Annotated in this window: 17 protein-coding genes, 2 tRNA genes and 3 rRNA genes; 18 read left to right on the top strand and 4 right to left on the bottom strand. The window is 59.8% G+C overall.

Annotation, left to right across the window (positions count from 1 at the left end):
• Window positions 1-202: 202 nt before the first annotated feature.
• Window positions 203-3,049, bottom strand: a complete 2,847-nt coding sequence (rapA, locus tag J5X93_RS20345; protein ID WP_250033949.1) for an RNA polymerase-associated protein RapA — start codon at window positions 3,047-3,049, stop codon at window positions 203-205.
• A gap of 116 nt (window positions 3,050-3,165) precedes the next feature.
• Between rapA and J5X93_RS20340 the strand changes: the two genes are divergently transcribed.
• From J5X93_RS20340 to J5X93_RS20315, 7 genes are all read left to right on the top strand, one after another.
• Window positions 3,166-3,864 carry a M949_RS01915 family surface polysaccharide biosynthesis protein gene (locus tag J5X93_RS20340; RefSeq protein WP_090345079.1) on the top strand — a complete coding sequence of 233 codons (699 nt, stop codon included), beginning with the start codon at window positions 3,166-3,168 and terminating at the stop codon, window positions 3,862-3,864.
• Between the two features lie 105 nt (window positions 3,865-3,969).
• Window positions 3,970-4,299: an aspartate-semialdehyde dehydrogenase gene (locus tag J5X93_RS20335; RefSeq protein WP_102081848.1), complete on the top strand. Its 330-nt coding sequence runs from the start codon at window positions 3,970-3,972 to the stop codon at window positions 4,297-4,299.
• A 60-nt stretch (window positions 4,300-4,359) separates the two neighbouring features.
• Entirely contained in the window at window positions 4,360-4,518 is a 159-nt protein-coding gene (locus J5X93_RS20330) for a hypothetical protein (RefSeq protein WP_090345081.1), read from the top strand.
• Window positions 4,519-4,652: 134 nt separating this feature from the next.
• The gene (gene ccoM / locus J5X93_RS28345) at window positions 4,653-4,769 is read left to right on the top strand and encodes a cytochrome c oxidase subunit CcoM (RefSeq protein ID WP_043215106.1); all 117 of its coding nucleotides are present in this window, start codon (window positions 4,653-4,655) and stop codon (window positions 4,767-4,769) included.
• Window positions 4,770-4,978: 209 nt separating this feature from the next.
• Complete coding sequence (locus J5X93_RS20325; protein ID WP_102081849.1) at window positions 4,979-6,967, top strand: FUSC family protein; 1,989 nt, start codon at window positions 4,979-4,981, stop codon at window positions 6,965-6,967.
• The gene (locus J5X93_RS20320; RefSeq protein WP_043215762.1) at window positions 6,954-7,160 is read left to right on the top strand and encodes a DUF1656 domain-containing protein; all 207 of its coding nucleotides are present in this window, start codon (window positions 6,954-6,956) and stop codon (window positions 7,158-7,160) included. Before J5X93_RS20325 ends, J5X93_RS20320 begins: the two co-directional genes overlap by 14 nt.
• Window positions 7,161-7,172: 12 nt before the next feature.
• Window positions 7,173-8,039 carry an efflux RND transporter periplasmic adaptor subunit gene (locus J5X93_RS20315; RefSeq protein ID WP_070575119.1) on the top strand — a complete coding sequence of 289 codons (867 nt, stop codon included), beginning with the start codon at window positions 7,173-7,175 and terminating at the stop codon, window positions 8,037-8,039.
• Window positions 8,040-8,047: 8 nt separating this feature from the next.
• Here J5X93_RS20315 and J5X93_RS20310 read toward each other — a convergent pair whose 3' ends face one another.
• Window positions 8,048-8,806, bottom strand: coding sequence for an SDR family NAD(P)-dependent oxidoreductase (locus J5X93_RS20310; RefSeq protein WP_102081850.1), 759 nt, complete (start codon window positions 8,804-8,806; stop codon window positions 8,048-8,050).
• Window positions 8,807-8,920: 114 nt separating this feature from the next.
• Between J5X93_RS20310 and J5X93_RS20305 the strand changes: the two genes are divergently transcribed.
• Window positions 8,921-9,838, top strand: a complete 918-nt coding sequence (locus tag J5X93_RS20305) for a LysR family transcriptional regulator (protein WP_102081851.1) — start codon at window positions 8,921-8,923, stop codon at window positions 9,836-9,838.
• Here J5X93_RS20305 and J5X93_RS20300 read toward each other — a convergent pair.
• Complete coding sequence (locus J5X93_RS20300; protein ID WP_102081852.1) at window positions 9,777-10,991, bottom strand: GAF domain-containing sensor histidine kinase; 1,215 nt, start codon at window positions 10,989-10,991, stop codon at window positions 9,777-9,779. The two genes, J5X93_RS20305 and J5X93_RS20300, sit on opposite strands and share 62 nt — an antisense overlap.
• Before the next feature lie 175 nt (window positions 10,992-11,166).
• On the opposite strand from J5X93_RS20300, the gene J5X93_RS20295 reads away from it, so the two are divergent.
• Complete coding sequence (locus J5X93_RS20295) at window positions 11,167-11,487, top strand: DUF2025 family protein (RefSeq protein ID WP_043215770.1); 321 nt, start codon at window positions 11,167-11,169, stop codon at window positions 11,485-11,487.
• Window positions 11,488-11,496: 9 nt separating this feature from the next.
• Here J5X93_RS20295 and J5X93_RS20290 read toward each other — a convergent pair whose 3' ends face one another.
• Window positions 11,497-14,079, bottom strand: coding sequence for a bifunctional diguanylate cyclase/phosphodiesterase (locus J5X93_RS20290; protein ID WP_182816216.1), 2,583 nt, complete (start codon window positions 14,077-14,079; stop codon window positions 11,497-11,499).
• A gap of 302 nt (window positions 14,080-14,381) precedes the next feature.
• Between J5X93_RS20290 and J5X93_RS20285 the strand changes: the two genes are divergently transcribed.
• The 9 genes from J5X93_RS20285 (at window position 14,382) to J5X93_RS20245 (ending at window position 24,626) form a co-directional block, all read left to right on the top strand.
• Entirely contained in the window at window positions 14,382-15,476 is a 1,095-nt protein-coding gene (locus J5X93_RS20285; protein WP_090345095.1) for an MBL fold metallo-hydrolase, read from the top strand.
• A 512-nt stretch (window positions 15,477-15,988) separates the two neighbouring features.
• Window positions 15,989-17,525 (top strand): 16S ribosomal RNA (locus J5X93_RS20280).
• 85 nt (window positions 17,526-17,610) lie between these two features.
• Window positions 17,611-17,687 (top strand) — tRNA-Ile (locus tag J5X93_RS20275).
• Window positions 17,688-17,709: 22 nt separating this feature from the next.
• Window positions 17,710-17,785 (top strand) — tRNA-Ala (locus J5X93_RS20270).
• 234 nt (window positions 17,786-18,019) lie between these two features.
• Window positions 18,020-20,910, top strand: a 23S ribosomal RNA gene (locus tag J5X93_RS20265).
• 127 nt (window positions 20,911-21,037) lie between these two features.
• Window positions 21,038-21,153 (top strand): 5S ribosomal RNA (gene rrf, locus J5X93_RS20260).
• Together the 16S, 23S and 5S rRNA genes with 2 tRNA genes alongside form the textbook arrangement of a ribosomal RNA operon.
• Window positions 21,154-21,483: 330 nt before the next feature.
• A complete protein-coding gene (locus tag J5X93_RS20255) occupies window positions 21,484-23,127 on the top strand; it encodes an acetolactate synthase large subunit (RefSeq protein ID WP_090343556.1) in 1,644 nt (547 codons plus the stop codon).
• Between the two features lie 157 nt (window positions 23,128-23,284).
• Entirely contained in the window at window positions 23,285-23,839 is a 555-nt protein-coding gene (locus tag J5X93_RS20250) for a UPF0149 family protein (RefSeq protein ID WP_043214580.1), read from the top strand.
• 157 nt (window positions 23,840-23,996) lie between these two features.
• Entirely contained in the window at window positions 23,997-24,626 is a 630-nt protein-coding gene (locus J5X93_RS20245; protein WP_043214578.1) for a glutathione S-transferase family protein, read from the top strand.
• Window positions 24,627-24,628: the final 2 nt, after the last annotated feature.

Genomic DNA, 24,628 nt, shown 5'->3' with positions numbered 1-24,628 from the left:
CTCGTCCCCAAAAAAGCCGGTGGAGACCGTTCTGCAGCAGTATAGAAATGAGTGGTTAAGCCTTCCTGATTAATGGCACTTTGATTTCAACCATTTGGATATTGGCTTAATAGCGCGCGGATCTAAGCTTGGCGGTGAGCGCCAGCGCCTACAGGTCGTCGAAACACGGTAGGCGCTGGCGAAGCCTGCGCGAGGATGCAGATCAGCCCGCGACCAAGACGCGGATCGCCTCCAGGCGCAGGGCGGCTTTTTCCAGCATGGCCAGGCCTTCTTCGCGCTGCTTGCGCAGGGCGTCGATTTCGCTGTCGCGTACGCTCGGGTTGACGGCCTTGAGTGCGGTCAGGCGGGCCAGTTCTTCGTCAGCTTCGGCGGCCAGGCGGCGCTGCGCCTCGGCCACGCGCTCTACATGGCTAGGCATGACCTTGGCTTCGCCGCTGGCGATGCGCTTGGCCAGTACATCGCGCTGGGCTTGGACGAACTTGTTGGCGCTGGCCTTGGGCACGCTTTCCAACTGGTCATTGAGGGTTTCGAAAGCCACACGAGGGCTCAGGTCGTTGCCGTTGGCATCGAGCAGGCAGCGCAGGGCCGCCGAAGGCAGGTAACGACCCAGCTGCAGGCTGCGAGGGGCGACCACTTCACTGACATAGAGCAGCTCGAGCAGCACGGTGCCAGGCTTGAGCGCCTTGTTCTTGATCAGCGCCACCGCGGTATTGCCCATGGAACCGGACAGCACCAGATCCATGCCGCCCTGGACCATCGGGTGTTCCCAGGTCAGGAACTGCATGTCCTCGCGCGAGAGCGCCTGGTTGCGGTCATAGGTGATGGTCACGCCTTCGTCGTCGCCCAGCGGGAAGCTGGCGTCGAGCATCTTCTCGCTCGGCTTGAGGATCAGCGCGTTTTCCGAGTGGTCTTCGCTGTCGATGCCAAAGGCGTCGAACAGGGTTTCCATATAGATCGGCAGGGCGAACTGGTCGTCCTGTTCGAGAATCGCCTCCACCAGCGCCTGACCTTCGCCCGCACCACCGGAGTTGAGCTCCAGTAGCCGATCGCGGCCGCTGTGCAGCTCGGCTTCCAGACGCTCGCGCTCTGCACGGGCTTCATCTACCAGCGCCTCCCAGGCCTTGCTGTCGCCCCCTTCGAGCAGCTGCAGCAGGCGCGGGCCGAACTGGTGCTGCAAGGCGTTACCCGTCGGGCAGGTGGCCAGGAAGGCGTTAAGGCCCTGGTGGTACCACTGGAACAGGCGCTCCTGCGGGCTGTCCTGCAGGTAGGGGATGTGCAGCTCGATGGTGTGTTTCTGGCCGATACGGTCCAGGCGGCCGATGCGCTGCTCGAGCAGATCGGGGTGGGCCGGCAGATCGAACATTACCAGGTGGTGGGCGAACTGGAAGTTGCGGCCTTCGCTGCCGATTTCCGAGCAGATCAGCACCTGGGCGCCAAACTCTTCGTCGGCGAAGTAGGCAGCGGCGCGGTCGCGCTCCAGGATACTCATACTCTCGTGGAACACCGTGGCCGGAATGCCGGAGCGCACGCGCAGAGCGTCTTCCAGGTCCATGGCGGTCTCGGCGTGGGCGCAGATCACCAAAACTTTGGTGCGCTTGAGCATCTTGAGGGTGTCGATCAGCCAGTCGACCCGCGGATCGAAGCGCCACCAACGCTCGTCGTCGCTGGTTTCGCCCTGGGCCTGGAAGGCCACTTCCGGATAGAGCTCGGCACGTTCGCCGCTCGGCAGATCGTGGTATTGCGCCGGATTGGCCAATGGGTAGGGGTGCAGCTGGCGCTCCGGGAAGCCCTGGATCGCCGCGCGAGTGTTACGGAACAGCACGCGGCCGGTACCGTGGCGATCGAGCAGCTCACGGATCAGGCGTGCGCTGGCCTGGCTGTCGCCGTCGGTGACAGCGGCCAGCAGCGCTTCGCCCTCGGCACCGAGGAAGCCTTCGATGGTGGCGTGGGCCTTGGGTGACAGACGGCCTTCGTCGAGCAGTTCCTGAACGGCTTCGGCAACCGGGCGATAGTGCTCGCTCTCGGCGCGGAAGGCGGCCAGGTCATGGAAACGGTTGGGGTCGAGCAGGCGCAGGCGGGCGAAGTGGCTGTCCTGGCCCAATTGCTCGGGAGTGGCGGTGAGCAGCAGCACGCCCGGGATGACTTGGGCCAGTTGCTCGACCAAGGCGTACTCGGGGCTTGCCTGTTCTTCGTGCCAGACCAGGTGGTGCGCTTCGTCGACGACCATCAGGTCCCAGCCAGCGGCGAACAGAGCGTCCTGGGCCTTCTCGTCTTCGACCAGCCACTCCAGCGCCACCAGCGCGAGCTGGGCGTCTTCGAACGGGTTGCTGGCGTCGCTTTCGATGAAGCGCTCCGCATCGAACAGCGCCACTTGCAGGTTGAAGCGCCGACGCATTTCCACCAGCCACTGATGCTGCAGGTTTTCCGGCACCAGGATCAGCACGCGGCTGGCGCGCCCGCAGAGCAGCTGGCGATGGATCACCAGGCCTGCTTCGATGGTCTTGCCCAGGCCTACTTCGTCGGCCAGCAGTACCCGTGGCGCAATGCGGTCAGCCACTTCACGGGCGATGTGCAACTGGTGCGCGATCGGCTGGGCGCGGCAGCCGCCCAGACCCCACAGGGTCGAGAGCATCTGTTTGCTGGTGTGCTGCAAGGTGTTGTAGCGCAGGGAGAACCACGACAGCGGGTCGATCTGCCCGGCGAACAGGCGGTCGCTGGCCAGACGGAACTGGATGAAGTTGGACAGCTGGGTCTCCGGCAGGACTCGCGCTTGGTTCTGGCCGTCGAGGCCGTGGTAGACCAGAAGGCCATCGGCGTCCTCGACCTCGCGCACGGTCAGCTTCCAACCCTCGAAATGAGTGATCTGGTCGCCAGGCGAGAAGCGCACGCGGGTCAGCGGCGCATTGCGCAGGGAATACTGGCGGGTGTCGCCAGTGGCCGGGTAGAGCACGGTCAGCAGGCGGCCATCCTGCGCCAGGATGGTCCCCAGGCCGAGCTCGGCTTCGCTGTCACTGATCCAGCGTTGCCCCGGTTGATACTGCTGCGCCATACTGCCTGAACTCCCGCGATGAAAAGCCGGCTATGTTAACGGATAGGGCCGGTTAGACCAAAGAGTCTAGCTGTTCATCGACGAATACCGTTGCACAACGAGGGCCCCACGCCACCATGCTTGCCAAGCACCGCTGGTTGTATGCCTCCCTGGCCCTGAGCAGTTTGTTGCTGGCTGCCTGTGACCAGAAAAACTTCGAGACCTTGCCGCCGATTCCCGCCGAGCAGCTGGAAGTGCTGGGCGTGCAGACCCCGATCAAGAGCGTGCATTTCCGTGACCGTGACGGCGAAGGCCTGCTGGTGCTCAGCCGAACCGACGGCCAGGCCACCGACGCCGAAACCGAGCAGGAAGTCGACAAGGTGGTGCTCAAGGCCACCCTCTATGGGCGTAGCGCGCAGGCGGATGCGTTCAAGTCCCGCTGGCAGATTGAACAGGAGACCAGTTGCCCGGGGTTGGATCTGGACGTGGACTTCTACACCGATGTCAGTGATGTCAGCGACCTGAACAAAGATGGCGTCGCCGAACTGACCGTGGCCAGCCATGCCTTCTGTGGTGGCGGTATCGATCCCCATGACATCGCCATCGAGATGCGCGAAGGGCAGGCGGTCTACAGCATTACCGGCCAGTCACTGATCACGCCGGCCGGTGAGGAACCAGTCGGCGGCGAGCGCGAGGACAGCGCCTCGCTCAAGAGTGCGCCGCAGGTGTTGCGCGATCATATGGATGCGGTGTGGCAGCAGGTCTACAAGCGGCCCTGGAGCGAAACCAGTCCATCGGCCGATGAGCCGACCGAAGATGACGTCGAGGTCCAATGAAGGCGGTGTCCTATACTCCGGGCACCTGACCATGAAGGGGCTTGCGAGCGGTCGCTCAAGGCGGCCGGGCGTTGGCCGATACAAGGGTAACAGGAGACGATTTCCATGCTGCCGCCCATCATTCCGCTCAGCGCCGCACCGGTGACTTCGCAACAGGATCCGGTCAAACAGACCCCGCCCATTCCGCCGGTGGTCCCCGCGCAGCCCAGCTCGAGCGACGGCACCATCGATCTGCGTCACCAGCGCGACCCGCAGGAGCAGGCCCTGTTGTTGCGCGAAGAGCAACGCCGGCAACAACAGCAGCGTCAGCAAAAAGGTCAGGACGAGCCGTTCAGCGCCGTGCCGGATGATGAGCTTAACGCCGACAACACTGTACCGGTATCGCCGCTGGGCGAGCGACCGCGCCAGGGGCTGCTGGTGGATATCGAAGTCTGAGCTGGTCAGCATCGGCGTCAGGCTTCATCATGCAAGCCTCTGCTGTCAGTCGAGCCTGCCATGAGCCAAGACAACCTGATCGATTTCGATGCCGAGCGCAGCAAGCGCATCCATGACCTCAAGGAAAAGCGCCTGAACGAAGTGCGCCAGGCCTTCGAACAGGCCATGCCGTTGGGCAAATCCAAGAAGAAGCCCAAGGGCAAGCCGAAAAAACGCTGAAATTTGACGCATGTCAAATCTGTACACGCCTCGCGTGCCCGCCCCCGGGCACCATTGACGCCCGTCAATTTTTTCCACTCCCGCATTCGTTACCTTGCATCCATCGGACAACGGCAAACGAACGGGAGGCCGACATGTTCTTCGACAACGTGGTTATCGCCGGTGTGGTAACGGTCGGGTTGATGTTGGTGTTCTTCGCCGGTCTGGGCATTTTCATCTGGAAGGACTCGAGCAAGCGCAAGTCGCGCTGATCCTTCCCGATTCACGAGCACGCAAGGCATTTAGGGCGACTTCGGTCGCCCATTTTTTTGCCTGTGTTTTCGCTATCCGCGTAACTGCTGATGCAGATGGAGCGGGAGTGGATCCAGAATGATGCTTAGCTAGCTAATCAAACGATTCCGCTTTATCCTTGCGCCGTTGTCTATCTTTCATCCATTACCGCTGCGCAAGGCCCGATTCCGTGCCCATCACCCTCACGGCCCTTTTTGCTCCCACCCCCCTCGCTGTCAAGTTCGCCATCAAGACCTTGCTCGGTGGGGGGCTGGCGCTGTGGCTGGCCATGCGTTGGGGCCTGGAGCAGCCTTCCTGGGCGTTGATGACGGCTTTCATCGTGGCCCAGCCGCTGTCTGGCATGCTGGTGCAGAAGGGCTTGGCCCGGTTGGCCGGGACCTTGGTAGGCACGTTCATGTCGGTGGTGTTCATGGGGCTGTTCGCCCAGACACCGTGGTTGTTCCTGCTCACTTTGGCGTTGTGGCTGGCGCTGTGTACGGCGGCGTCCACTCAATTACGTAGCGCCTGGGCTTACGCCTTCGTGCTGGCCGGCTATACCGTTGCGATCATCGCCTTGCCGGCGATCAACCATCCGCTGCAAGTGTTCGACCAGGCGGTGGCACGCTGCACGGAGATCTGCCTGGGGATCGTCTGCGCCACCGCCACCAGCGCCTTGCTCTGGCCGCTGCGGGTCGAACAGCAGCTCGCAGGCCAGGCACGCCAGGCCTGGCAGAACGGCCTGCAGGCGTGCAGTGCCATGCTCGGTGGCGAAGACGAAGCGCGTAAGGGGCTGTTGGAAATTCTGGGACGAATCGTTGCCATCGATGCCCAGCGCGAACACGCCTGGTTCGAAGGACACCGCGGCCGTCAGCGCGCCCGGGCCATTCGTGGATTGAGCCAGAAATTGATGATGCTGCTGCGTATTTCGCGATCGGTGCGGCGCCAATGGAGCCAGCTTGACGAGACCGAGGCCGGTCGGCTGGCGCCATGGCTGGATGAGGTTCGCGCACAGTTGATCACGCCTGAACCCGCGAACCTGCTGCTGTTGCGCCAGCGCCTCTGGGATGCAGCTCATGACGGGCAGATCAGCTCTGCCGAGCATTACTGCCTGGCGCGCCTGACTCTGTTGCTGGATTTTGCCATGGCTGCGACCCAGGCTTTGCAGGACGTGGAGCAGGGCAGGGCTCCCAAAGAAGTGTCCCAGAGCCTGGCCGCTCACCGGGATTTGCCGTTGGCGCTGTTGTTTGGGTCGCGCAGCGCCTTGGCGTTCCTGGCCATGAGCAGTTTCTGGCTGGCCACTGCATGGCCGGCGGCACCGGGTGGATTGGTGCTCACTTGTGTGGTCTGCAGTTTGTTCGCCAGCCGTGAGAACGGTGCGCAGATCGGGCTGAGTTTCCTGCGCGGGATTCTCCTGGCAATCCCAGTGGCGTTTCTGGTGGGACAGATCCTCCTGCCACAGTGGAGCAGCTTCGCGATGCTATGCCTCGGGATGGGCGTGCCGCTGTTCTTCGGTGCTTTGGGCATGGCGCACCCGCGCACAGGCGCCACGGCGACCTCTTATTGCCTGCATTTCATCGTGCTGGTGGCGCCACTGAACACCATGCATTTCGATGTGGCTGCCATGCTCAACAGCGCCCAGGCCATGTTGATCGGTGTGGGGGCGGCGGTGTTGGCGTTTCGGCTGCTGGTGCTGCGTCATCCGGCCTGGCTCGGTCGGCGCCTGCGCAAGGCGACTCAGGGCGATCTGGTGCGCCTGACCCGCCGTGACCTGCGGGGAGCCGATAGCTGGTTCGGCGGGCGCATGGCCGACCGTCTGATGCAGCTGGCGCGACACGCCAGCGAGCTGCCGGAGGCTGAGCGCAAGCGTTGGGACGATGGGTTGCACGGCCTGGATATCGGCGATGAGCTGGTGCATCTGCGCATGTGCCTTGCCGTCGCTCAGGCGCCGTTGGCTGCAGCCGAGCGTCATTACTTGCAACAGTTGGAAGCAGTGCTCGCCAGCGGCCCGGCGCCGGGCCGTGGTCAGCGCCTGGACGCGGCCAGCGAGCAATTCATCGAGGCCCTGCGTCGCCAGCCGCCAAGCGACCCGCTGCACCTGGCTATTGGCGCGGTGCTGCAACTGCAAAGAAGCTGGGGCAAGTGGTGCCGCCGGCAGGAGGAAATCCATGGGCTTGCGTGAGTGGGCGCTGGGCGGCGTGTTGCTCAGCCCGTTTCTGGTCTATGTGCTGATGGCCCTGGCGCTTACCGGATTGCTGCGTCTGGTGGTGCAGGCCACGCCTTTGGGGCGCTGGATCTGGCACGAAGCATTGTTCGATGCCGCATTGTTCGTTTGTGTTCTGTCCCTGGTGGTGCACCTGCTAGGGCCTTTGTAAGGAGTGAAGTCCATGCGTACAGCCGTACGTACCCTGGTCACCCTGTGTGTGGTGGCGCTGGCGGTGTTCGCCGGTTACCAGCTCTGGCAGTACTACATGCTCACCCCCTGGACGCGGGACGCACGGGTCCGCGCGGACGTGGTGGTCATCGCCCCGGACGTCTCCGGATGGGTACGCGAGCTGAAGGTCCATGATAATCAGCAGGTCAAGGCCGGCGATGTGCTAATGAACATCGACCGCGAGCGCTTCCAGGCCGCCTACGACCAAGCCAGCGCTGTGGCCGAAACCCGTGCCCAGCAATTGCGCCTGCGTGAGCGCGAGGCGGCCCGGCGTACTGCGCTCGGCCCAGAGGCCATCAGCGCTGAGCTGCGCGAGAACGCCCAGATCAACGCGGCGATCGCCCGTGGTGAACTGCACGAAGCCCAGGCACAGCTGCAGGTGGCCAAGATAAACCTGGACCGCAGCGAAGTGCGTGCGCCGCGCAGCGGGCACATCACCAACCTGCGTCTGGCCCAGGGCAACTACGTTAACACCGGGCAATCGGTGATGGCCTTGGTGGACGACTCGACTTTTTATATCCAGGCCTATTTCGAGGAGACCAAGCTGCCGCGCATTCGCGTGGGCGACCCGGTCAAAGTCTGGTTGATGGGCGCAGGTGAGTCGATCGATGGGCACGTGGAAAGCATCAGCCGCGGCATCACCGACAGCAACAGCAATCCCGACAGCCAGTTGCTGCCGGAGGTCGAGCCGACCTTCAACTGGGTGCGCCTGGCCCAACGGATCCCGGTGCGCATTCGTCTTGACCAGATCCCGGAGGGCATGAACCTGAGCGCGGGCATGACGGCCAGCGTGCAGGTTCATGAGCAGGCGCAGCGCTGAGCGCCGGCTTAGAGGAACATGCCGCCGGATACTTCCAGCCGTTGGCCGGTAATCCAGCCGTTGCCGTCTTCGAGCAGCAGGGCGATTGCCGCGCCGATGTCATCGGGCAGACCGACCCGGCCCAGGGCTGTGTTACCGGCAATGAAGTCATTGACCTGCTGGTTGTCGCGAACCACGCCACCGCCGAAGTCTGTCTCGATCGCCCCAGGGGCCAGGATGTTCACACGAATGCCCCGGGCTCCTAGCTCCTTGGCCTGGTAGCGGGTGAGCACCTCCATCGCACCTTTCATGGCCGCGTAGGCGGCATAGCCAGGCAGGGCGAAGCGGGTCAGGCCGGTGGAGATATTGACGATGCGCCCGCCATCGACCATCAGCGGCAACAGGCGCTGGGTCAGGAAGAACGGCCCTTTGAGCTGGATGTTGAGCAACTGGTCGAACTGGGCCTCGCTGGTCTCGGTGAACGGCACGTTCAGCCCGATGCCGGCATTGTTCACAAGAAAGTCGAAACGCTCCCGGCCAAAGTGCTGTCGCAGGGTCTGGTCTACACGCTCGGCGAAGGTCGCGAAACTGGCGTTGTCACTCACATCCAATTGCAGCATGGCGGCTTTCACTCCGGCCTGTTCCAGGCGGCGTGCGAGCGCTTGGGCTTCGTCGGCCTTGCTGTGGAAGGTGCCGATGATGTCGATGCCTCGCGCGGCCAAGTGTTCTGCGGTGTTCTTGCCCAGGCCTCGGCTGGCGCCGGTGATCAAAGCGAGTTTGCGGGTCATGTCGGTTACCTCGTTGATGGCTGTGGGTAACAGACTATTGGTCTGCACAGGGGTGATAAATCCGGTATTTATGGAAATACTGTTCGAATGTTTTGGACAATGAGCGACGTTTCAATGAACAAGCTGGAGCTGCTGCGCACTTTCGTCAGGGTCAGTGAACTGTCCAGTTTCACCCTGGCCGGCGACAGCCTGGGGTTGCCGCGATCAACAGTGTCTGAGCAGATTCGGGCGCTAGAGCATCTGCTGGGCACCCGGCTGTTCAACCGCACCACCCGACGTGTGCAGGCCACTCAGGACGGCATGCTGTTGTATGAGCGCAGCAAGAATCTGCTGTCGGGCATGGAAGAAATCGAGGGGCTGTTTCGTGCTGACGATGTTGATCTGACGGGGCGTTTGCGCATCGATTTGCCGACCATGATGGCCAGGCAAGTGATCATTCCGGCGCTGCCTGGGTTCCTGGATCGCTACCCGCGTCTGGAGGTCGAGATCAGTTGCACCGACCGGCGGGTTGATCTACTGCGCGAAGGCTTCGACTGTGTGCTGCGAATTGGTGTGCTGAACGACCTGGACGTGGTGGCGCGACCGGTTGGCCAATTGAGCATGCGCAACTGCGTAAGCCCAGGGTACCTGGCGCGTTACGGTGAGCCGCGCAGCCTCGAGGATCTGGCTGAGCATCGCCTGGTTCATTACGTCGGCACCCTGGGCGCGCGCAGCCCAGGGTTCGAATACGAGCGCAACGGACAAGTGCATGTCCAGGCCATGACGGGTGCCGTGACCGTGAACAACGCCGAAGCCTACTCGGCGGCCTGTCTGGCAGGCCTGGGGCTGATCCAGGTGCCCGCTGTGGGCGTCGCCAACCATCTGCGCAGTGGTGCGCTGGTCTGTGTGCTGGAAGGGTTTCAGGCCCAAGCCATGCCGGTGTCGTTGCTGTACGCCCGGCAGCGGCATGTACCGCGCCGAGTCCAGGTGTTCATGAACTGGCTGGCCCAGGTGCTGGCGTCCCAGGTCGATCCACAGGCAGACGAAAACTGAACAGCGTCCCCGTCTGCGGGTTGGACACGACGTCCATACGCCCACCGTGGGCCAGAGCAATCTGGTTGGCGATGTACAGCCCAAGGCCCAGCCCTTGTTGCGGCCTGTTGGAGAGCGGCCGGGAAAACGGCTGGAACAATTGCGCCAGGGTATGCGCCGGGATCGGCTCGCCCAAGTTGTGCACGCTGAGCACGAAATTGCCGTCACGTACGGCGGCGGTGATGGTCACCGGCCCATCGGGGGCGCCGTGGGTCAGGGCATTGGCAATCAGATTGGAAAGTAGCTGCATCACTCGTTCCCGGTCGCAATACAGTCCGCCCAGATCGCCGATGTTCAGCACCATCTGGCGCTGCGGATGGACACGCTGCAATTCCGAGGCGACGTGGCTGAGCGCGCCATGCAGATCGTGGCAGGGCTGCACGTTAAGTGTGATGCCGGCACCGAGGCGACCACGGGCAAAGTCCAGCACATCACGCACCAACTGCGAGGCACGTTTGCCGGAGGTTAGGATGTGTCGTGCGATGACACGGTTACGCTCATCCTGCAGGCGCTGGATGAGCAGTTCGGCACCGGCGGTGATGGCGAACAGCGGATTGCGCAGATCATGACCGAGGACGGCGATGAACTGCTCGCGCACTTCGGCCATGGCCCGTTCCTTCTGAAGGGCGCGCTCGGTGCGCTGGGCGCTTTGTTCGCTTTCTATCTGGATCGCCAGCAGCCGGGCAAAGGACTCCATCATGGGCTGGATTGCGCTGCCTTTGAGCGGTGCGGGCTGTGAGTCGAAGGCGATGATGGTGCCGAAGAAACTGCCATCGGTGCGCAGCACCGGCACCGAGATGTAGCTTTCGAAGCGGTAGATCCGCGGTGCGTGATGCTGGCAGTACTGCTCGTCCAGGCTGGCTTGGTCGATCACGATGGTCTGCTGGCTGCTGCGGGTTTCCTGGCACAGGGTAGTGGTCACGTCCAGTTCATCACCAGGTCGCAGGCCCATGCCCAGGTTGTCCAGCACGGCGCAGGCGACCCAATTGTTCTCGGTGACCCGTGCTACGGCAGCAAAACGCAGGCCTGTGGTCTCGCAGATCACTTGCAGGATGGCCGGAACGGCGTTGATGCGGCCAATGATGGCGATGTCGGCACTGAGGTCGATGGCCATGACGGTCCGATGTCCGTGGCGGTAGGAAGATCAGTCTAGCGGGCCGATGGTGGGAGCATGGAAAAACTTGGCGAACGGTCTGCCACTTGCGCTAGGCTGGCCGTGCGCGTCGCCCGAGAAGAGGCGACCGCTCCCGCCCGGCGTGCGTCCTTTCGACATCAATTGCGAGGTACGTATGACCATCACATCCCTGGATATCTGCAATGCCGCCGACCAGCTCATCGGCTTCGTCGGCTACCACGGCAAGCGCGGCACCCATATCGTGCGCTTTAGCGAAGACGCCTTCGGCATGGATGTGGCCGATGAAAGCATCACACCCTGCAGCGAATTCGTCTGGCGCCCTGTGCAAGGCGCCCGCATGGCCCTGTGCCGCGAGCGCCTGGCACTGTTGTTGGCCCAGCATGTGGATGATCGGCTTAATATCGGCGAGCCGCTGCGCCTCTACCTGCGTCGTGGGGATCTTCCGGAGATCATCGCCGAGCGCCGGTTGCGTTGAATGCAAGGCTCAGAGCGCGCCACGCTGGTCGCTGCGCGCCTTGAGCAAACACTCGAAATGCTGGCGATCCAGCGGGCGGCTCAGGTAGTAGCCCTGGACTTCGTCACAGCGATCCTTGGCCAGCAGCTTGAGCTGTTGCTCGGTTTCCACTCCTTCGGCGGTCACCTCCAGGCCCATGGCCCGGCCCAGGTTGATGATTGCCTGAACCACGGCGCGATCGTTGCCGCTCGGGTTGCCTAGGCCTGCGATGAATCGCTTGTCGATCTTGATGCTGTCGAACGGGTAAGTCCGCAAGTAGCCCAGGGAAGAATAGCCGGTGCCGAAATCGTCCATGTTCAGGCGTACGCCGAGCTCCTTGAGGGCGAGCATGGTGCCTAGGGCGCCCTCGATGTCGTTGAGCATGACGTTTTCGGTGATTTCCAGCTCCAGGCGCTGGGCCGGAAAACCCGTGTCCAACAGGATTTCGCGTACATCCGCCACTACGTTGCTACGGGAAAACTGCGCCGGCGAAAGATTGACCGAAACCAGCAGGTCCTGGGGCCAGTCTCGGGCGCTTTGGCAGGCCTCGCGCAGTACCCATCGGCCGAGGGCGACAATGAGATCGCTTTGTTCGGCTAGAGGAATGAAGGTATCCGGGCCGAGCAGACCTTCCTGGGGATGCTGCCAGCGCAGGAGCGCTTCGACCGAAACGATCTGAAGGTCCCGCAGGCGATACCGGGGTTGATAGTGAAGCACGAATTCTTCGTGTTTCAGGGCGCGGCGAAGGTCGTTCTCCAATTGGCGGCGATACTGGATCTGCTGATTCATCTGCGCATCGAAGTAACGCCAAGTGTGCTTGCCTTCGCCTTTGGCCTGGTAAAGGGCGATGTCGGCGCAGCGTATCAGCTCCCCGGCATCGTAGCCTTGGGCGCGGCTCTGGGCGATGCCGAGGCTGGCGCCGATGTGCAGTGCTTGGTCTTCGAATAGGATGGGCTGCTGCAGCAGATCGATCAGTCGGGCACAGAAGCGATCGACTTCGCTGTGATTGTCCAGTCCACTGAGTACCAATACGAACTCGTCTCCGCCCAGGCGTGCTACCAGGTCACCTTCGCGGGTGGTATCGCGCAGGCGCGTGGCGACTTCCAGCAGCACGGCATCGCCAGCGGCATGGCCAAGGGCGTCGTTGATCGGCTTGAAGTTGTCCAGATCCAACAACAGCAAAGTCAGTGGCGGCGCGTCGCTGCCACGCAGCAGCGCCTGTTCCAGGTGGCGGGCGAGCTTGTTGCGATTGGCAAGGCCGGTGAGGGCATCGTGCATCGAAAGGTGCTGGATACGCGCATGGGCGTCCACTTCGTCGGTGATATCGCTGGCGGTACCGCGAAAACCGTTGTGCTTGCCCTCGAACAGGATCGGCCGAGCCGAGATCCGGCAATAACGGTTCTGGCCGTTGTGATCCCGGTAGGCGCAACGCAGGTTGGCCAGCTGCTGCGGGTCGGCCTGCGCCTGGCTGTCCAGCCAGGAGGAGAGGGGAGTGGTGTCGCAAGACAGTAGTTGGTTCAGCGGCTGGCCCAGCCAATCTTCGACGGCGTAGCCGGTGACTCGCACGAAGCGTTGGGACAGGTAGGTCAGGCGCTGTTGGCGATCGGTTTCCCAGATCCAATCGGACGCTGCCTCAGCGACGGCGCGAAAACGCTGCTCGCTGGCCTCCAAGGCCTGGTTGCTCTGCTGCAGGCGTTGCAGGCTCAGCTCGACGGCACGCGAGCCCTGCAACACCTGGCGAAACAGGTAGAGCATCACCAGCCCCAGTACCAGCAATGCCCCAGACAGAGGTGGGAGTACCGCCCAGAGCAATTGCCTGCCCGGTTGCGGGCTGCTCCAAGCCAGGCTGTAGCCGGTGTCGCCCAGCGTGATGCGAGGATGGCTGCGGGCATCGATCGCGTCCTTTTCCAGGTGCAGGTCGGTCAGGCCGGCGCCTTTACCGAGCTGGGAGAGCTTCGGTCCGGTCAGTTCATCGACGAACAGCATCACCGGTGCGTCGTCCACCTCGCTTGGCTCGACGTCTTTGTCCGGGCGTACGGCGGCGGCGCTGAGCACGGCCGGTGAACCGTCGAGCAACACAAACTGGGTCACCTGTTCCCGAGCAGGGGCCGCCGCGCGGGCCTCGGTGATAATCGCCGCCAAAGGTCCATCGATGAGGGCGCTGGCCGGCGAGTCGGTCGGCTTTCCTCTGAGCAGGGCATAAGTGGTGCGCTGGTCGTCCACCACGAAGACACCTTCGTAACCACTGGCGGTGTACAGTGAATCGCCGATGTTCTTCTCTTCGTAAGCCCAATGCCAATCGACCTGGCCGGCCAAGTGCTGGTAGGCGGCATCCCACACCGCATAACTGGACAGGAACTGACGCGAAGCCTGCAGTCGTTGTTCCAAGGCCTGGGTAGCCTGGAACGTGCTGCGTTCCTGCTCCTGTCGATCGAGAATTCGGGCAATGTTAAACAGTGCGCCTAGAGTGACCAGAGCGGCGAGTATAAACAGCAGGGAAAAACCAATGATCAGGCGACGAACCTGCAAGCGCGGAGCAGGGGTGCTGGGCGAAGAGTCGACATGCCTGTCCATGCGCGAGAGCTCCTTGATGAACTGCATCCCTGGTGCGCGGCGGCCTGGGGCAGGTTCAGTCAGGATAGGCCAGCTTGCGCGTGGCAGCGCCGTCCTGGGAGAAATTCACTTGGTCACGTTTTTCGCGCTTGGCTGCACTGTTCGGGAGACTTGGGGTCGGCTGTACAGGGGCCCAGCCCGCTACTGTTGTGTGTGGGGCACGTTTATCGCATAAGCCGCATTAATGTTGTTCAGCATCAATTCATCGATGAAAAATGGCCTCGCAGGCTATTTCACGGTTAAGCCAATCACTGTGGAGTACCATGAACGCCTTGCTTTTGGTCGGAGTGCTACTGCTCATGTTGCCCCTTGACTCTAACGCTGGTGGGGCGGCGCCCCATCGGGATGGGCGTTTTCATAACCAGGCCATCCTGCCTCAGGACGGCGCTCTGAAAAAACTGCGTATTGGCTTGAAGTACCTGTTCCTGCGCAAGCCCCCCGGAACACGCCCGACCGCATCCATCAGCCTGCAGCCGATGACCCGTCAACAAGTGCTTGATGCGCCGGACCACAGCCTCTGGCGCCTAGGGCATTCGACGGTACTGCTCAAGCTGCGCGGACGCTTCTTTATTACTGACCCGGTGTTCGCCGAGCGCGCCTCGCCCGTGCAATGGGCTGGGCCGCTACGTTTCCATGCTCCGCCCCTGAGCCTGGAGGAGCTGCCGCCGTTGACCGCAGTGATTCTTTCCCATGACCACTTCGATCACCTCGATGAACAGACGATTCGCCAGCTGGCGCCACGTACCGGGTTGTTTCTGACACCGCTTGGCGTGGGAGATCTCTTGATCAGTTGGGGGGTGCCTGCAGCCAAGGTGCGTCAGCTGGATTGGTGGCAGGAAATCGAGGTTGAAGGCATTCGCTTGGCGGCAACCCCGGCGCAGCACTTTTCAGGACGTGGTCTGTTCGACAGCAATCGCAGGTTGTGGGCGTCCTGGGTGGTAATGGATGAAGCGTTGCGTCTGTTCTTCAGTGGAGATACCGGCTATTTCGACGGCTTCCGTCGGATTGGCGAGCGCTACGGGCCGTTCGATCTGACGTTGATTGAAACCGGTGCCTACAACCTGGCCTGGCCCAACGTGCACATGCAGCCGGAGCAGAGCTTACAGGCCCACCTTGACCTGCGCGGGCGCTGGTTGCTGCCAATTCATAATGGAACCTTTGACTTGTCCATCCATGGATGGCAGGAGCCATTCGAGCGCATTGTTGCCCTGGCCTCGCAAGCGCAGGTGCGTTTGTCCACGCCACAAATGGGTGAGCGGGTCAGCCTGGATTCCCCGCATGAGGGACAGAACTGGTGGCAGCCGCGGCCGGTTCGTGAGCGGGGCAGGATGATCGAACGAGATGTTGTGACACGCTAAGGACATTGTTTTGAAGTTTTTGTGAAATAACTGTTGACGGGGTTTCGAATCCCCTTATAATGCGCCCCACTTCCGACGCAGTCGAAACGCAAAACTCCTTGATAATCAACGAGTTGAACGCTTCAGGTAGTATCGGAAAGGGCTTCGGTCTTCTGATCGGTAGCGGTGAAAAAGGCAGTTGACAGCAGGTTTTAACGCTGTATGATTCGCCTCCCGCTACGAGAGATCGCAGCGAGTTAAGCGGTTGAAGTTGAACGGGTTTCTCGGAAAAAACTTCAAAATAAACGCTTGACAGACTTAGAGGAAAGCGTAGAATGCGCGGCCTCGGTTGAGCAAAGCGCTTAACCAAATCGCTCTTTAACAATCGAATCAAGCAATTCGTGTGGGTGCTTGTGAGTATGGACTGATCGTCGCCAAGATTATCAGCATCACAAGTGGCCATGCGAGAAATCACATAGTCATTTGAGATTGCTGAGCCAAGTTTAGGGTTTCTTAAAAACCCAAGCAGTATTGAACTGAAGAGTTTGATCATGGCTCAGATTGAACGCTGGCGGCAGGCCTAACACATGCAAGTCGAGCGGATGACGGGAGCTTGCTCCTTGATTCAGCGGCGGACGGGTGAGTAATGCCTAGGAATCTGCCTGGTAGTGGGGGACAACGTTCCGAAAGGAGCGCTAATACCGCATACGTCCTACGGGAGAAAGTGGGGGATCTTCGGACCTCACGCTATCAGATGAGCCTAGGTCGGATTAGCTAGTTGGTGAGGTAAAGGCTCACCAAGGCGACGATCCGTAACTGGTCTGAGAGGATGATCAGTCACACTGGAACTGAGACACGGTCCAGACTCCTACGGGAGGCAGCAGTGGGGAATATTGGACAATGGGCGAAAGCCTGATCCAGCCATGCCGCGTGTGTGAAGAAGGTCTTCGGATTGTAAAGCACTTTAAGTTGGGAGGAAGGGCAGTAAGTTAATACCTTGCTGTTTTGACGTTACCGACAGAATAAGCACCGGCTAACTCTGTGCCAGCAGCCGCGGTAATACAGAGGGTGCAAGCGTTAATCGGAATTACTGGGCGTAAAGCGCGCGTAGGTGGTTCGTTAAGTTGGATGTGAAAGCCCCGGGCTCAACCTGGGAACTGCATCCAAAACTGGCGAGCTAGAGTATGGTAGAGGGTGGTGGAATTTCCTGTGTAGCGGTGAAATGCGTAGATATAGGAAGGAACACCAGTGGCGAAGGCGACCACCTGGACTGATACTGACACTGAGGTGCGAAAGCGTGGGGAGCAAACAGGATTAGATACCCTGGTAGTCCACGCCGTAAACGATGTCAACTAGCCGTTGGAATCCTTGAGATTTTAGTGGCGCAGCTAACGCATTAAGTTGACCGCCTGGGGAGTACGGCCGCAAGGTTAAAACTCAAATGAATTGACGGGGGCCCGCACAAGCGGTGGAGCATGTGGTTTAATTCGAAGCAACGCGAAGAACCTTACCAGGCCTTGACATGCAGAGAACTTTCCAGAGATGGATTGGTGCCTTCGGGAACTCTGACACAGGTGCTGCATGGCTGTCGTCAGCTCGTGTCGTGAGATGTTGGGTTAAGTCCCGTAACGAGCGCAACCCTTGTCCTTAGTTACCAGCACGTTATGGTGGGCACTCTAAGGAGACTGCCGGTGACAAACCGGAGGAAGGTGGGGATGACGTCAAGTCATCATGGCCCTTACGGCCTGGGCTACACACGTGCTACAATGGTCGGTACAGAGGGTTGCCAAGCCGCGAGGTGGAGCTAATCTCACAAAACCGATCGTAGTCCGGATCGCAGTCTGCAACTCGACTGCGTGAAGTCGGAATCGCTAGTAATCGCGAATCAGAATGTCGCGGTGAATACGTTCCCGGGCCTTGTACACACCGCCCGTCACACCATGGGAGTGGGTTGCACCAGAAGTAGCTAGTCTAACCTTCGGGGGGACGGTTACCACGGTGTGATTCATGACTGGGGTGAAGTCGTAACAAGGTAGCCGTAGGGGAACCTGCGGCTGGATCACCTCCTTAATCGAAGACATCAGCCTGCTGATGAGCTCCCACACGAATTGCTTGATTCTTTGAAGAAGACGATGCTGTAACGCGACCCTGTTATAGGTCTGTAGCTCAGTTGGTTAGAGCGCACCCCTGATAAGGGTGAGGTCGGCAGTTCAAATCTGCCCAGACCTACCATTAGCTTGGTGCAGATGACTACGGGGCCATAGCTCAGCTGGGAGAGCGCCTGCCTTGCACGCAGGAGGTCAGCGGTTCGATCCCGCTTGGCTCCACCACTTGCCGTTACCTGCAGAACTTAGAAATGAGCATTCCAACGTGAATGTTGATTTCTGACTTTTGTCAGATCGTTCTTTAAAAATTCGGATATGTGATAGATAGACTGATGACCACTTTCACTGGTGGGCCATCAGGCTAAGGTAAAATTTGTGAGTTCTGCTCTTTATTGAGCAACATGCGAATTTTCGGCGAATGTCGTCTTCACAGTATAACCAGATTGCTTGGGGTTATATGGTCAAGTGAAGAAGCGCATACGGTGGATGCCTTGGCAGTCAGAGGCGATGAAAGACGTGGTAGCCTGCGATAAGCTTTGGGGAGTCGGCAAACAGACTGTGATCCAGAGATCTCTGAATGGGGGAACCCACCTAGGATAACCTAGGTATCTTGTACTGAATCCATAGGTGCAAGAGGCGAACCAGGGGAACTGAAACATCTAAGTACCCTGAGGAAAAGAAATCAACCGAGATTCCCTTAGTAGTGGCGAGCGAACGGGGACCAGCCCTTAAGTTGATTTGAGATTAGTGGAACGCTCTGGAAAGTGCGGCCATAGTGGGTGATAGCCCCGTACACGAAAGTCTCTTATCAATGAAATCGAGTAGGACGGAGCACGAGAAACTTTGTCTGAACATGGGGGGACCATCCTCCAAGGCTAAATACTACTGACTGACCGATAGTGAACCAGTACCGTGAGGGAAAGGCGAAAAGAACCCCGGAGAGGGGAGTGAAATAGAACCTGAAACCGTATGCGTACAAGCAGTGGGAGCCTACTTTGTTAGGTGACTGCGTACCTTTTGTATAATGGGTCAGCGACTTATATTCAGTGGCGAGCTTAACCGAATAGGGGAGGCGTAGCGAAAGCGAGTCTTAATAGGGCGTTTAGTCGCTGGGTATAGACCCGAAACCGGGCGATCTATCCATGGGCAGGTTGAAGGTTAGGTAACACTGACTGGAGGACCGAACCGACTACCGTTGAAAAGTTAGCGGATGACCTGTGGATCGGAGTGAAAGGCTAATCAAGCTCGGAGATAGCTGGTTCTCCTCGAAAGCTATTTAGGTAGCGCCTCATGTATCACTCCAGGGGGTAGAGCACTGTTTCGGCTAGGGGGTCATCCCGACTTACCAAACCGATGCAAACTCCGAATACCTGGAAGTGCCGAGCATGGGAGACACACGGCGGGTGCTAACGTCCGTCGTGAAAAGGGAAACAACCCAGACCGTCAGCTAAGGTCCCAAAGTCATGGTTAAGTGGGAAACGATGTGGGAAGGCTTAGACAGCTAGGAGGTTGGCTTAGAAGCAGCCATCCTTTAAAGAAAGCGTAATAGCTCACTAGTCGAGTCGGCCTGCGCGGAAGATGTAACGGGGCTCAAACCATGCACCGAAGCTACGGGTATCACTTAGGTGATGCGGTAGAGGAGCGTTCTGTAAGCCTGTGAAGGTGAGTTGAGAAGCTTGCTGGAGGTATCAGAAGTGCGAATGCTGACATGAGTAACGACAATGCGAGTGAAAAACTCGCACGCCGAAAGACCAAGGTTTCCTGCGCAACGTTAATCGACGCAGGGTTAGTCGGTCCCTAAGGCGAGGCTGAAAAGCGTAGTCGATGGAAAACAGGTTAATATTCCTGTACTTCCAGTTATTGCGATGGAGGGACGGAGAAGGCTAGGCCAGCTTGGCGTTGGTTGTCCAAGTTTAAGGTGGTAGGCTGAAATCTTAGGCAAATCCGGGATTTCAAGGCCGAGAGCTGATGACGAGTTGCCTTTAGGCGACGAAGTGGTTGATGCCATGCTTCCAAGAAAAGCTCCTAAGCTTCAGATAACTGGGAACCGTACCCCAAACCGACACAGGTGGTCGGGTAGAGAATACCAAGGCGCTTGAGAGAACTCGGGTGAAGGAACTAGGCAAAATGGCACCGTAACTTCGGGAGAAGGTGCGCCGGCGAGGGTGAAGGACTTGCTCCGTAAGCCCATGCCGGTCGAAGATACCAGGCCGCTGCGACTGTTTATTAAAAACACAGCACTCTGCAAACACGAAAGTGGACGTATAGGGTGTGACGCCTGCCCGGTGCCGGAAGGTTAATTGATGGGGTTAGCGCAAGCGAAGCTCTTGATCGAAGCCCCGGTAAACGGCGGCCGTAACTATAACGGTCCTAAGGTAGCGAAATTCCTTGTCGGGTAAGTTCCGACCTGCACGAATGGCGTAACGATGGCGGCGCTGTCTCCACCCGAGACTCAGTGAAATTGAAATCGCTGTGAAGATGCAGTGTATCCGCGGCTAGACGGAAAGACCCCGTGAACCTTTACTATAGCTTTGCACTGGACTTTGAGCTTGCTTGTGTAGGATAGGTGGGAGGCTTTGAAGTGGGGACGCCAGTTCTCATGGAGCCATCCTTGAAATACCACCCTGGCAACCTTGAGGTTCTAACTCAGGTCCGTGATCCGGATCGAGGACAGTGTATGGTGGGTAGTTTGACTGGGGCGGTCTCCTCCCAAAGAGTAACGGAGGAGTACGAAGGTGCGCTCAGACCGGTCGGAAATCGGTCGCAGAGTATAAAGGCAAAAGCGCGCTTGACTGCGAGACCCACACGTCGAGCAGGTACGAAAGTAGGTCTTAGTGATCCGGTGGTTCTGTATGGAAGGGCCATCGCTCAACGGATAAAAGGTACTCCGGGGATAACAGGCTGATACCGCCCAAGAGTTCATATCGACGGCGGTGTTTGGCACCTCGATGTCGGCTCATCACATCCTGGGGCTGAAGCCGGTCCCAAGGGTATGGCTGTTCGCCATTTAAAGTGGTACGCGAGCTGGGTTTAGAACGTCGTGAGACAGTTCGGTCCCTATCTGCCGTGGACGTTTGAGATTTGAGAGGGGCTGCTCCTAGTACGAGAGGACCGGAGTGGACGAACCTCTGGTGTTCCGGTTGTCACGCCAGTGGCATTGCCGGGTAGCTATGTTCGGAAGAGATAACCGCTGAAAGCATCTAAGCGGGAAACTTGCCTCAAGATGAGATCTCACTGGGATCTTGAATCCCCTAAAGGGCCGTCGAAGACTACGACGTTGATAGGTCGGGTGTGTAAGCGCTGTGAGGCGTTGAGCTAACCGATACTAATTGCCCGTGAGGCTTGACCATATAACACCCAAGCAATTTGCTTCTGCAGATTGCGGTGGTGAAGACGAAAGAACCGAAAGTTCGCAACCACAACGATCACATATCCGAATTGGCTGGAGTGTCATAAGACAGTCTGGCAACAGAATTTCTTGACGACCATAGAGCATTGGAACCACCTGATCCCATCCCGAACTCAGCAGTGAAACGATGCATCGCCGATGGTAGTGTGGGGCTTCCCCATGTGAGAGTAGGTCATCGTCAAGATTCATTTCGCAAAACCCCTATCTGCGCGAGCAGGTAGGGGTTTTGTCTTTGCGCTGCTGCACATGTACCACCTAAGGGTTCGCATAAGGCCCGCTCCTACAGGTGCTAACTCTGTCCTCACAGCAAATATCTTTTGCTCGTCGGCTACCTCACGTCGCTTCATTGTAAGTGCGACAATATTGCTGCCACATTAAGTGACTTCCCCGTACCTACCCTGCGTCAAGGCTTAGGTTCGGGGCAATCCTGGCACCCGGACCGAGCGATGCCAGCGCACCGTGCTGCGCATTCCTGGACTTCACCACCGTCCTATCACTTGAGGTAGCAAGCAAGATGGCCAAGGCCGCCGATGTCGTTGTGCAATGCCTGGAAAACGAAGGCGTCGAGTATGTGTTCGGCATTCCCGGCGAGGAGAACCTCGACCTGCTGGAATCCCTGCGCAAATCGAAGATCAAGCTGGTTCTGACCCGCCATGAGCAGTCCGCGGGCTTCATGGCCGCCACCTACGGCCGCCTGACCGGCAAGACCGGCGTCAGCCTGTCGACTCTCGGCCCAGGTGCCACCAACCTGGTGACCGCCAGCGCCTACGCCTACCTGGGCGGTATGCCGATGATGATGATCACCGGCCAAAAGCCGATCAAGAAGTCCAAGCAGGGCCGCTTCCAGATCATCGATGTGTGCGGCATGATGGACCCCATCACCAAGTACACCCACCAGTTCGCCTCGGCCGACAACATCCCGGCCCGCATGCGCGAAGCCTTCCGCCTGGCTGAAGAAGAAAAACCCGGCGCTGTGCACCTGGAACTGCCGGAAGACATCGCCGCCGAGCAGACCGATGCCATGCCGATCCAGCCCAGCCTGCACCGCCGCCCGTTGGCCGAGCACGTGGCCATCGAAGCGGCCATCGAGAAGCTGCGCAACGCCCGCAGCCCGATCCTGGTGATCGGTGCCGGCGCCAACCGCAAGATGACCGCCAAGGTCCTCAAGCAACTGATCGACAAGACCGGCATTCCATTCGTCACCACCCAGCTGGGTAAAGGTGTGGTGGATGAGCGCCATCCGAGCTTCCTGGGCAACGCCGCGCTGTCGTCCGGTGACTTCGTGCATCGCGCTATCGAAGCGGCCGATCTGATCATCAACATCGGCCACGACGTCATCGAGAAGCCGCCATTCTTCATGGTGCGTGGCGGTACCGAAGTCATCCACGTCAACTTCCGCTCCGCAGAAGTCGACGCCGTGTACTTCCCGCAGATCGAAGTGATCGGCGACATCGCCAATGCCGTCTGGCAGATCGGCGAAGGCTTGGGCGACACCTCGCACTGGGACTTCACCCGCCTGCTGGCGATTCGCGAAGCCAATGAAGCGCAGATCGCCGAAGGCAAGGACGATGACCGCTTCCCGGTCTACCCGCAGCGTCTGGTCGCCGACATCCGCCGCGTCCTGCCGTCCGAAGGCATCGTGGCCCTGGACAACGGCATCTACAAGATCTGGTTCGCCCGCAACTACAAGGCCCACAAGCCCAACACCGTGCTTCTGGACAATGCCCTGGCGACCATGGGCGCCGGTCTGCCGTCGGCCATGGCGGCGCATCTGGTGTACCCAGACCGCCCGGTCATCTCGGTGTGCGGTGATGGCGGCTTCATGATGAACAGCCAGGAGCTGGAGACTGCAGTACGTCTGGGCATGCACATCACCGTAGTGATCCTGCGTGACGACGGCTACGGCATGATCCGCTGGAAGCAGGCCAACATGGGCTTCACCGACTTCGGCCTGGACTACGGCAACCCGGACTTCGTCAAATACGCCGAAGCCTACGGTGCCAACGGTCACCGCGTCGAAAGCGCCGAAGGCCTGCTGCCGCTGCTCGAGCACTGCATCAAGACCCCGGGCGTACACGTGATCGACTGCCCGGTGGACTACAGCGAAAACGACCGCATCCTGAACCAGGAACTGCGTGAACGCGCACTGGCGGTCTAACGACTGACGGTCTGCCGCGGGCAAGCCCCGCTCCCATGGCATTACAGCTTTTGGGAGCGGGATTGACCCGCGATTACTGTCGTTCTGCCCACAATTCCCGCTATACCTTTCCCCATGTGCTAGGGTGCACCCAGACTTCTGCCCTAGGACACTCATGATGCTCCCCGCCCTCAGCGAAAAAGAACTCGACCGTCTCGAAGATCTGTTGATCACCTACGGCAACGACTATTCGGTACTCAACCTGGCTGAACTCAACGGCTTTTTCACCGCCCTGGCCAGCTCACCGAATGCCGTCATGCCTGAGCAGTGGCTGCCTTCGGTCGCTGGTGGAAAAGTCCCCAAGTTCAAGAAACCCGCCCATGAGGAGGCCTACACCGCACTGATGCTGCGTTACGCCAACCAGGTGGCTGAATCCTTGGCCGATGATCTTGAGCACTTCGAGCCGCTGTTCGAAGAGAGCGAAGGCGAAGAGGGGTCGTCGATCATTCTCGAGGAGTGGTGCTTCGGCTACATGCGCGGTACCCAGGTGGCCGAGTGGAGCGAGTTGCCGCCGGAGCAGGACCGCCTGCTCAAGGCCATTTCCCTGCATGGGTTGGAGGATAATTTCGAGCTGCTCGACGCGATGAGTTTCGACGAGCTCCAGGCATGCGTGCCACAGGTGGTCGAGGCGGCGCGGGGGTTGTATCTATATCAAAAGCGACAGCGGCACTGAGCATGGATCTATCCGACGCCTGCGATAGCGCGGTTCCCACGATTATTCCACCAGCCGAAATACTGGATTGCTCACAGCACTGATTCTGCTGCTCACCGATCAGGTGCAGCATGTCCTCCAGCAGCGCCACTCCCGGCGCTGATCCGGAGCCCAGAACATGCCAAGCCCGATCAAACTCTACAACTTTCCAAAGTCCGGCCATGCTCACCGCATCGAGCTGATGCTGTCGCTGCTCGAACTGCCCACCGAACTGGTCTTCGTCGACTTGGCCAAGGGCGAGCACAAGCAGCCCGATTTCCTGGCCATCAACCCATTCGGCCAGGTGCCGGTGATCGACGACAACGGTACTGTCATCGCTGACTCCAATGCCATTCTGGTGTATCTCGCCAAGGCCTATGGTGGTTCGCGTTGGCTGCCTGAGGATCCGGTCGGTGCCGCTCGCGTGCAACGTTGGTTGTCGGTAGCGGCCGGTCCTCTGGCCTTCGGCCCAGCGGCTGCGCGCCTGGTGACCGTGTTCGGTGCTTCGTTCAACACCGATGAAGTCATCGGCCGCGCCCACACCCTACTCAAGGTGATCGATGCCGAGCTGGCCAAGGGCCCGTTCCTGGTCGGCGACCAGGCGACCATCGCCGATATCGCCAACTACTCGTACATCGCCCATGCACCGGAAGGTAACGTGTCGCTCGAGCCGTACCCCAACGTGCGTGCCTGGCTGGCCCGTATCGAGGCGCTGCCAGGCTTCGTGCCGATGCCGCGCACCGTTATCGGTTTGCAGACCACTCTCTGAGT

The organism is Pseudomonas sp. BYT-1, from assembly GCF_023611805.1.
Taxonomy (GTDB): domain Bacteria; phylum Pseudomonadota; class Gammaproteobacteria; order Pseudomonadales; family Pseudomonadaceae; genus Aquipseudomonas; species Aquipseudomonas guariconensis.
The sequence above is the reverse complement of the archived record's forward strand: the minus strand, read 5'-3'. Positions and strand labels throughout refer to the sequence as shown.

Bases quoted from the DNA above. Each gene is read 5' to 3' on its own strand.
- rapA (WP_250033949.1), bottom strand. From the start codon at position 3,049: ATGGCGCAGCAGTATCAACCGGGGCAACGCTGGATCAGTGACAGCGAA.
- J5X93_RS20340 (WP_090345079.1), top strand. From the start codon at position 3,166: ATGCTTGCCAAGCACCGCTGGTTGTATGCCTCCCTGGCCCTGAGCAGT.
- J5X93_RS20335 (WP_102081848.1), top strand. From the start codon at position 3,970: ATGCTGCCGCCCATCATTCCGCTCAGCGCCGCACCGGTGACTTCGCAA.
- J5X93_RS20330 (WP_090345081.1), top strand. From the start codon at position 4,360: ATGAGCCAAGACAACCTGATCGATTTCGATGCCGAGCGCAGCAAGCGC.
- ccoM (WP_043215106.1), top strand. From the start codon at position 4,653: ATGTTCTTCGACAACGTGGTTATCGCCGGTGTGGTAACGGTCGGGTTG.
- J5X93_RS20320 (WP_043215762.1), top strand. From the start codon at position 6,954: ATGGGCTTGCGTGAGTGGGCGCTGGGCGGCGTGTTGCTCAGCCCGTTT.
- J5X93_RS20315 (WP_070575119.1), top strand. From the start codon at position 7,173: ATGCGTACAGCCGTACGTACCCTGGTCACCCTGTGTGTGGTGGCGCTG.
- J5X93_RS20310 (WP_102081850.1), bottom strand. From the start codon at position 8,806: ATGACCCGCAAACTCGCTTTGATCACCGGCGCCAGCCGAGGCCTGGGC.
- J5X93_RS20305 (WP_102081851.1), top strand. From the start codon at position 8,921: ATGAACAAGCTGGAGCTGCTGCGCACTTTCGTCAGGGTCAGTGAACTG.
- J5X93_RS20300 (WP_102081852.1), bottom strand. From the start codon at position 10,991: ATGGCCATCGACCTCAGTGCCGACATCGCCATCATTGGCCGCATCAAC.
- J5X93_RS20295 (WP_043215770.1), top strand. From the start codon at position 11,167: ATGACCATCACATCCCTGGATATCTGCAATGCCGCCGACCAGCTCATC.
- J5X93_RS20290 (WP_182816216.1), bottom strand. From the start codon at position 14,079: ATGGACAGGCATGTCGACTCTTCGCCCAGCACCCCTGCTCCGCGCTTG.
- J5X93_RS20285 (WP_090345095.1), top strand. From the start codon at position 14,382: ATGAACGCCTTGCTTTTGGTCGGAGTGCTACTGCTCATGTTGCCCCTT.
- J5X93_RS20255 (WP_090343556.1), top strand. From the start codon at position 21,484: ATGGCCAAGGCCGCCGATGTCGTTGTGCAATGCCTGGAAAACGAAGGC.
- J5X93_RS20250 (WP_043214580.1), top strand. From the start codon at position 23,285: ATGCTCCCCGCCCTCAGCGAAAAAGAACTCGACCGTCTCGAAGATCTG.
- J5X93_RS20245 (WP_043214578.1), top strand. From the start codon at position 23,997: ATGCCAAGCCCGATCAAACTCTACAACTTTCCAAAGTCCGGCCATGCT.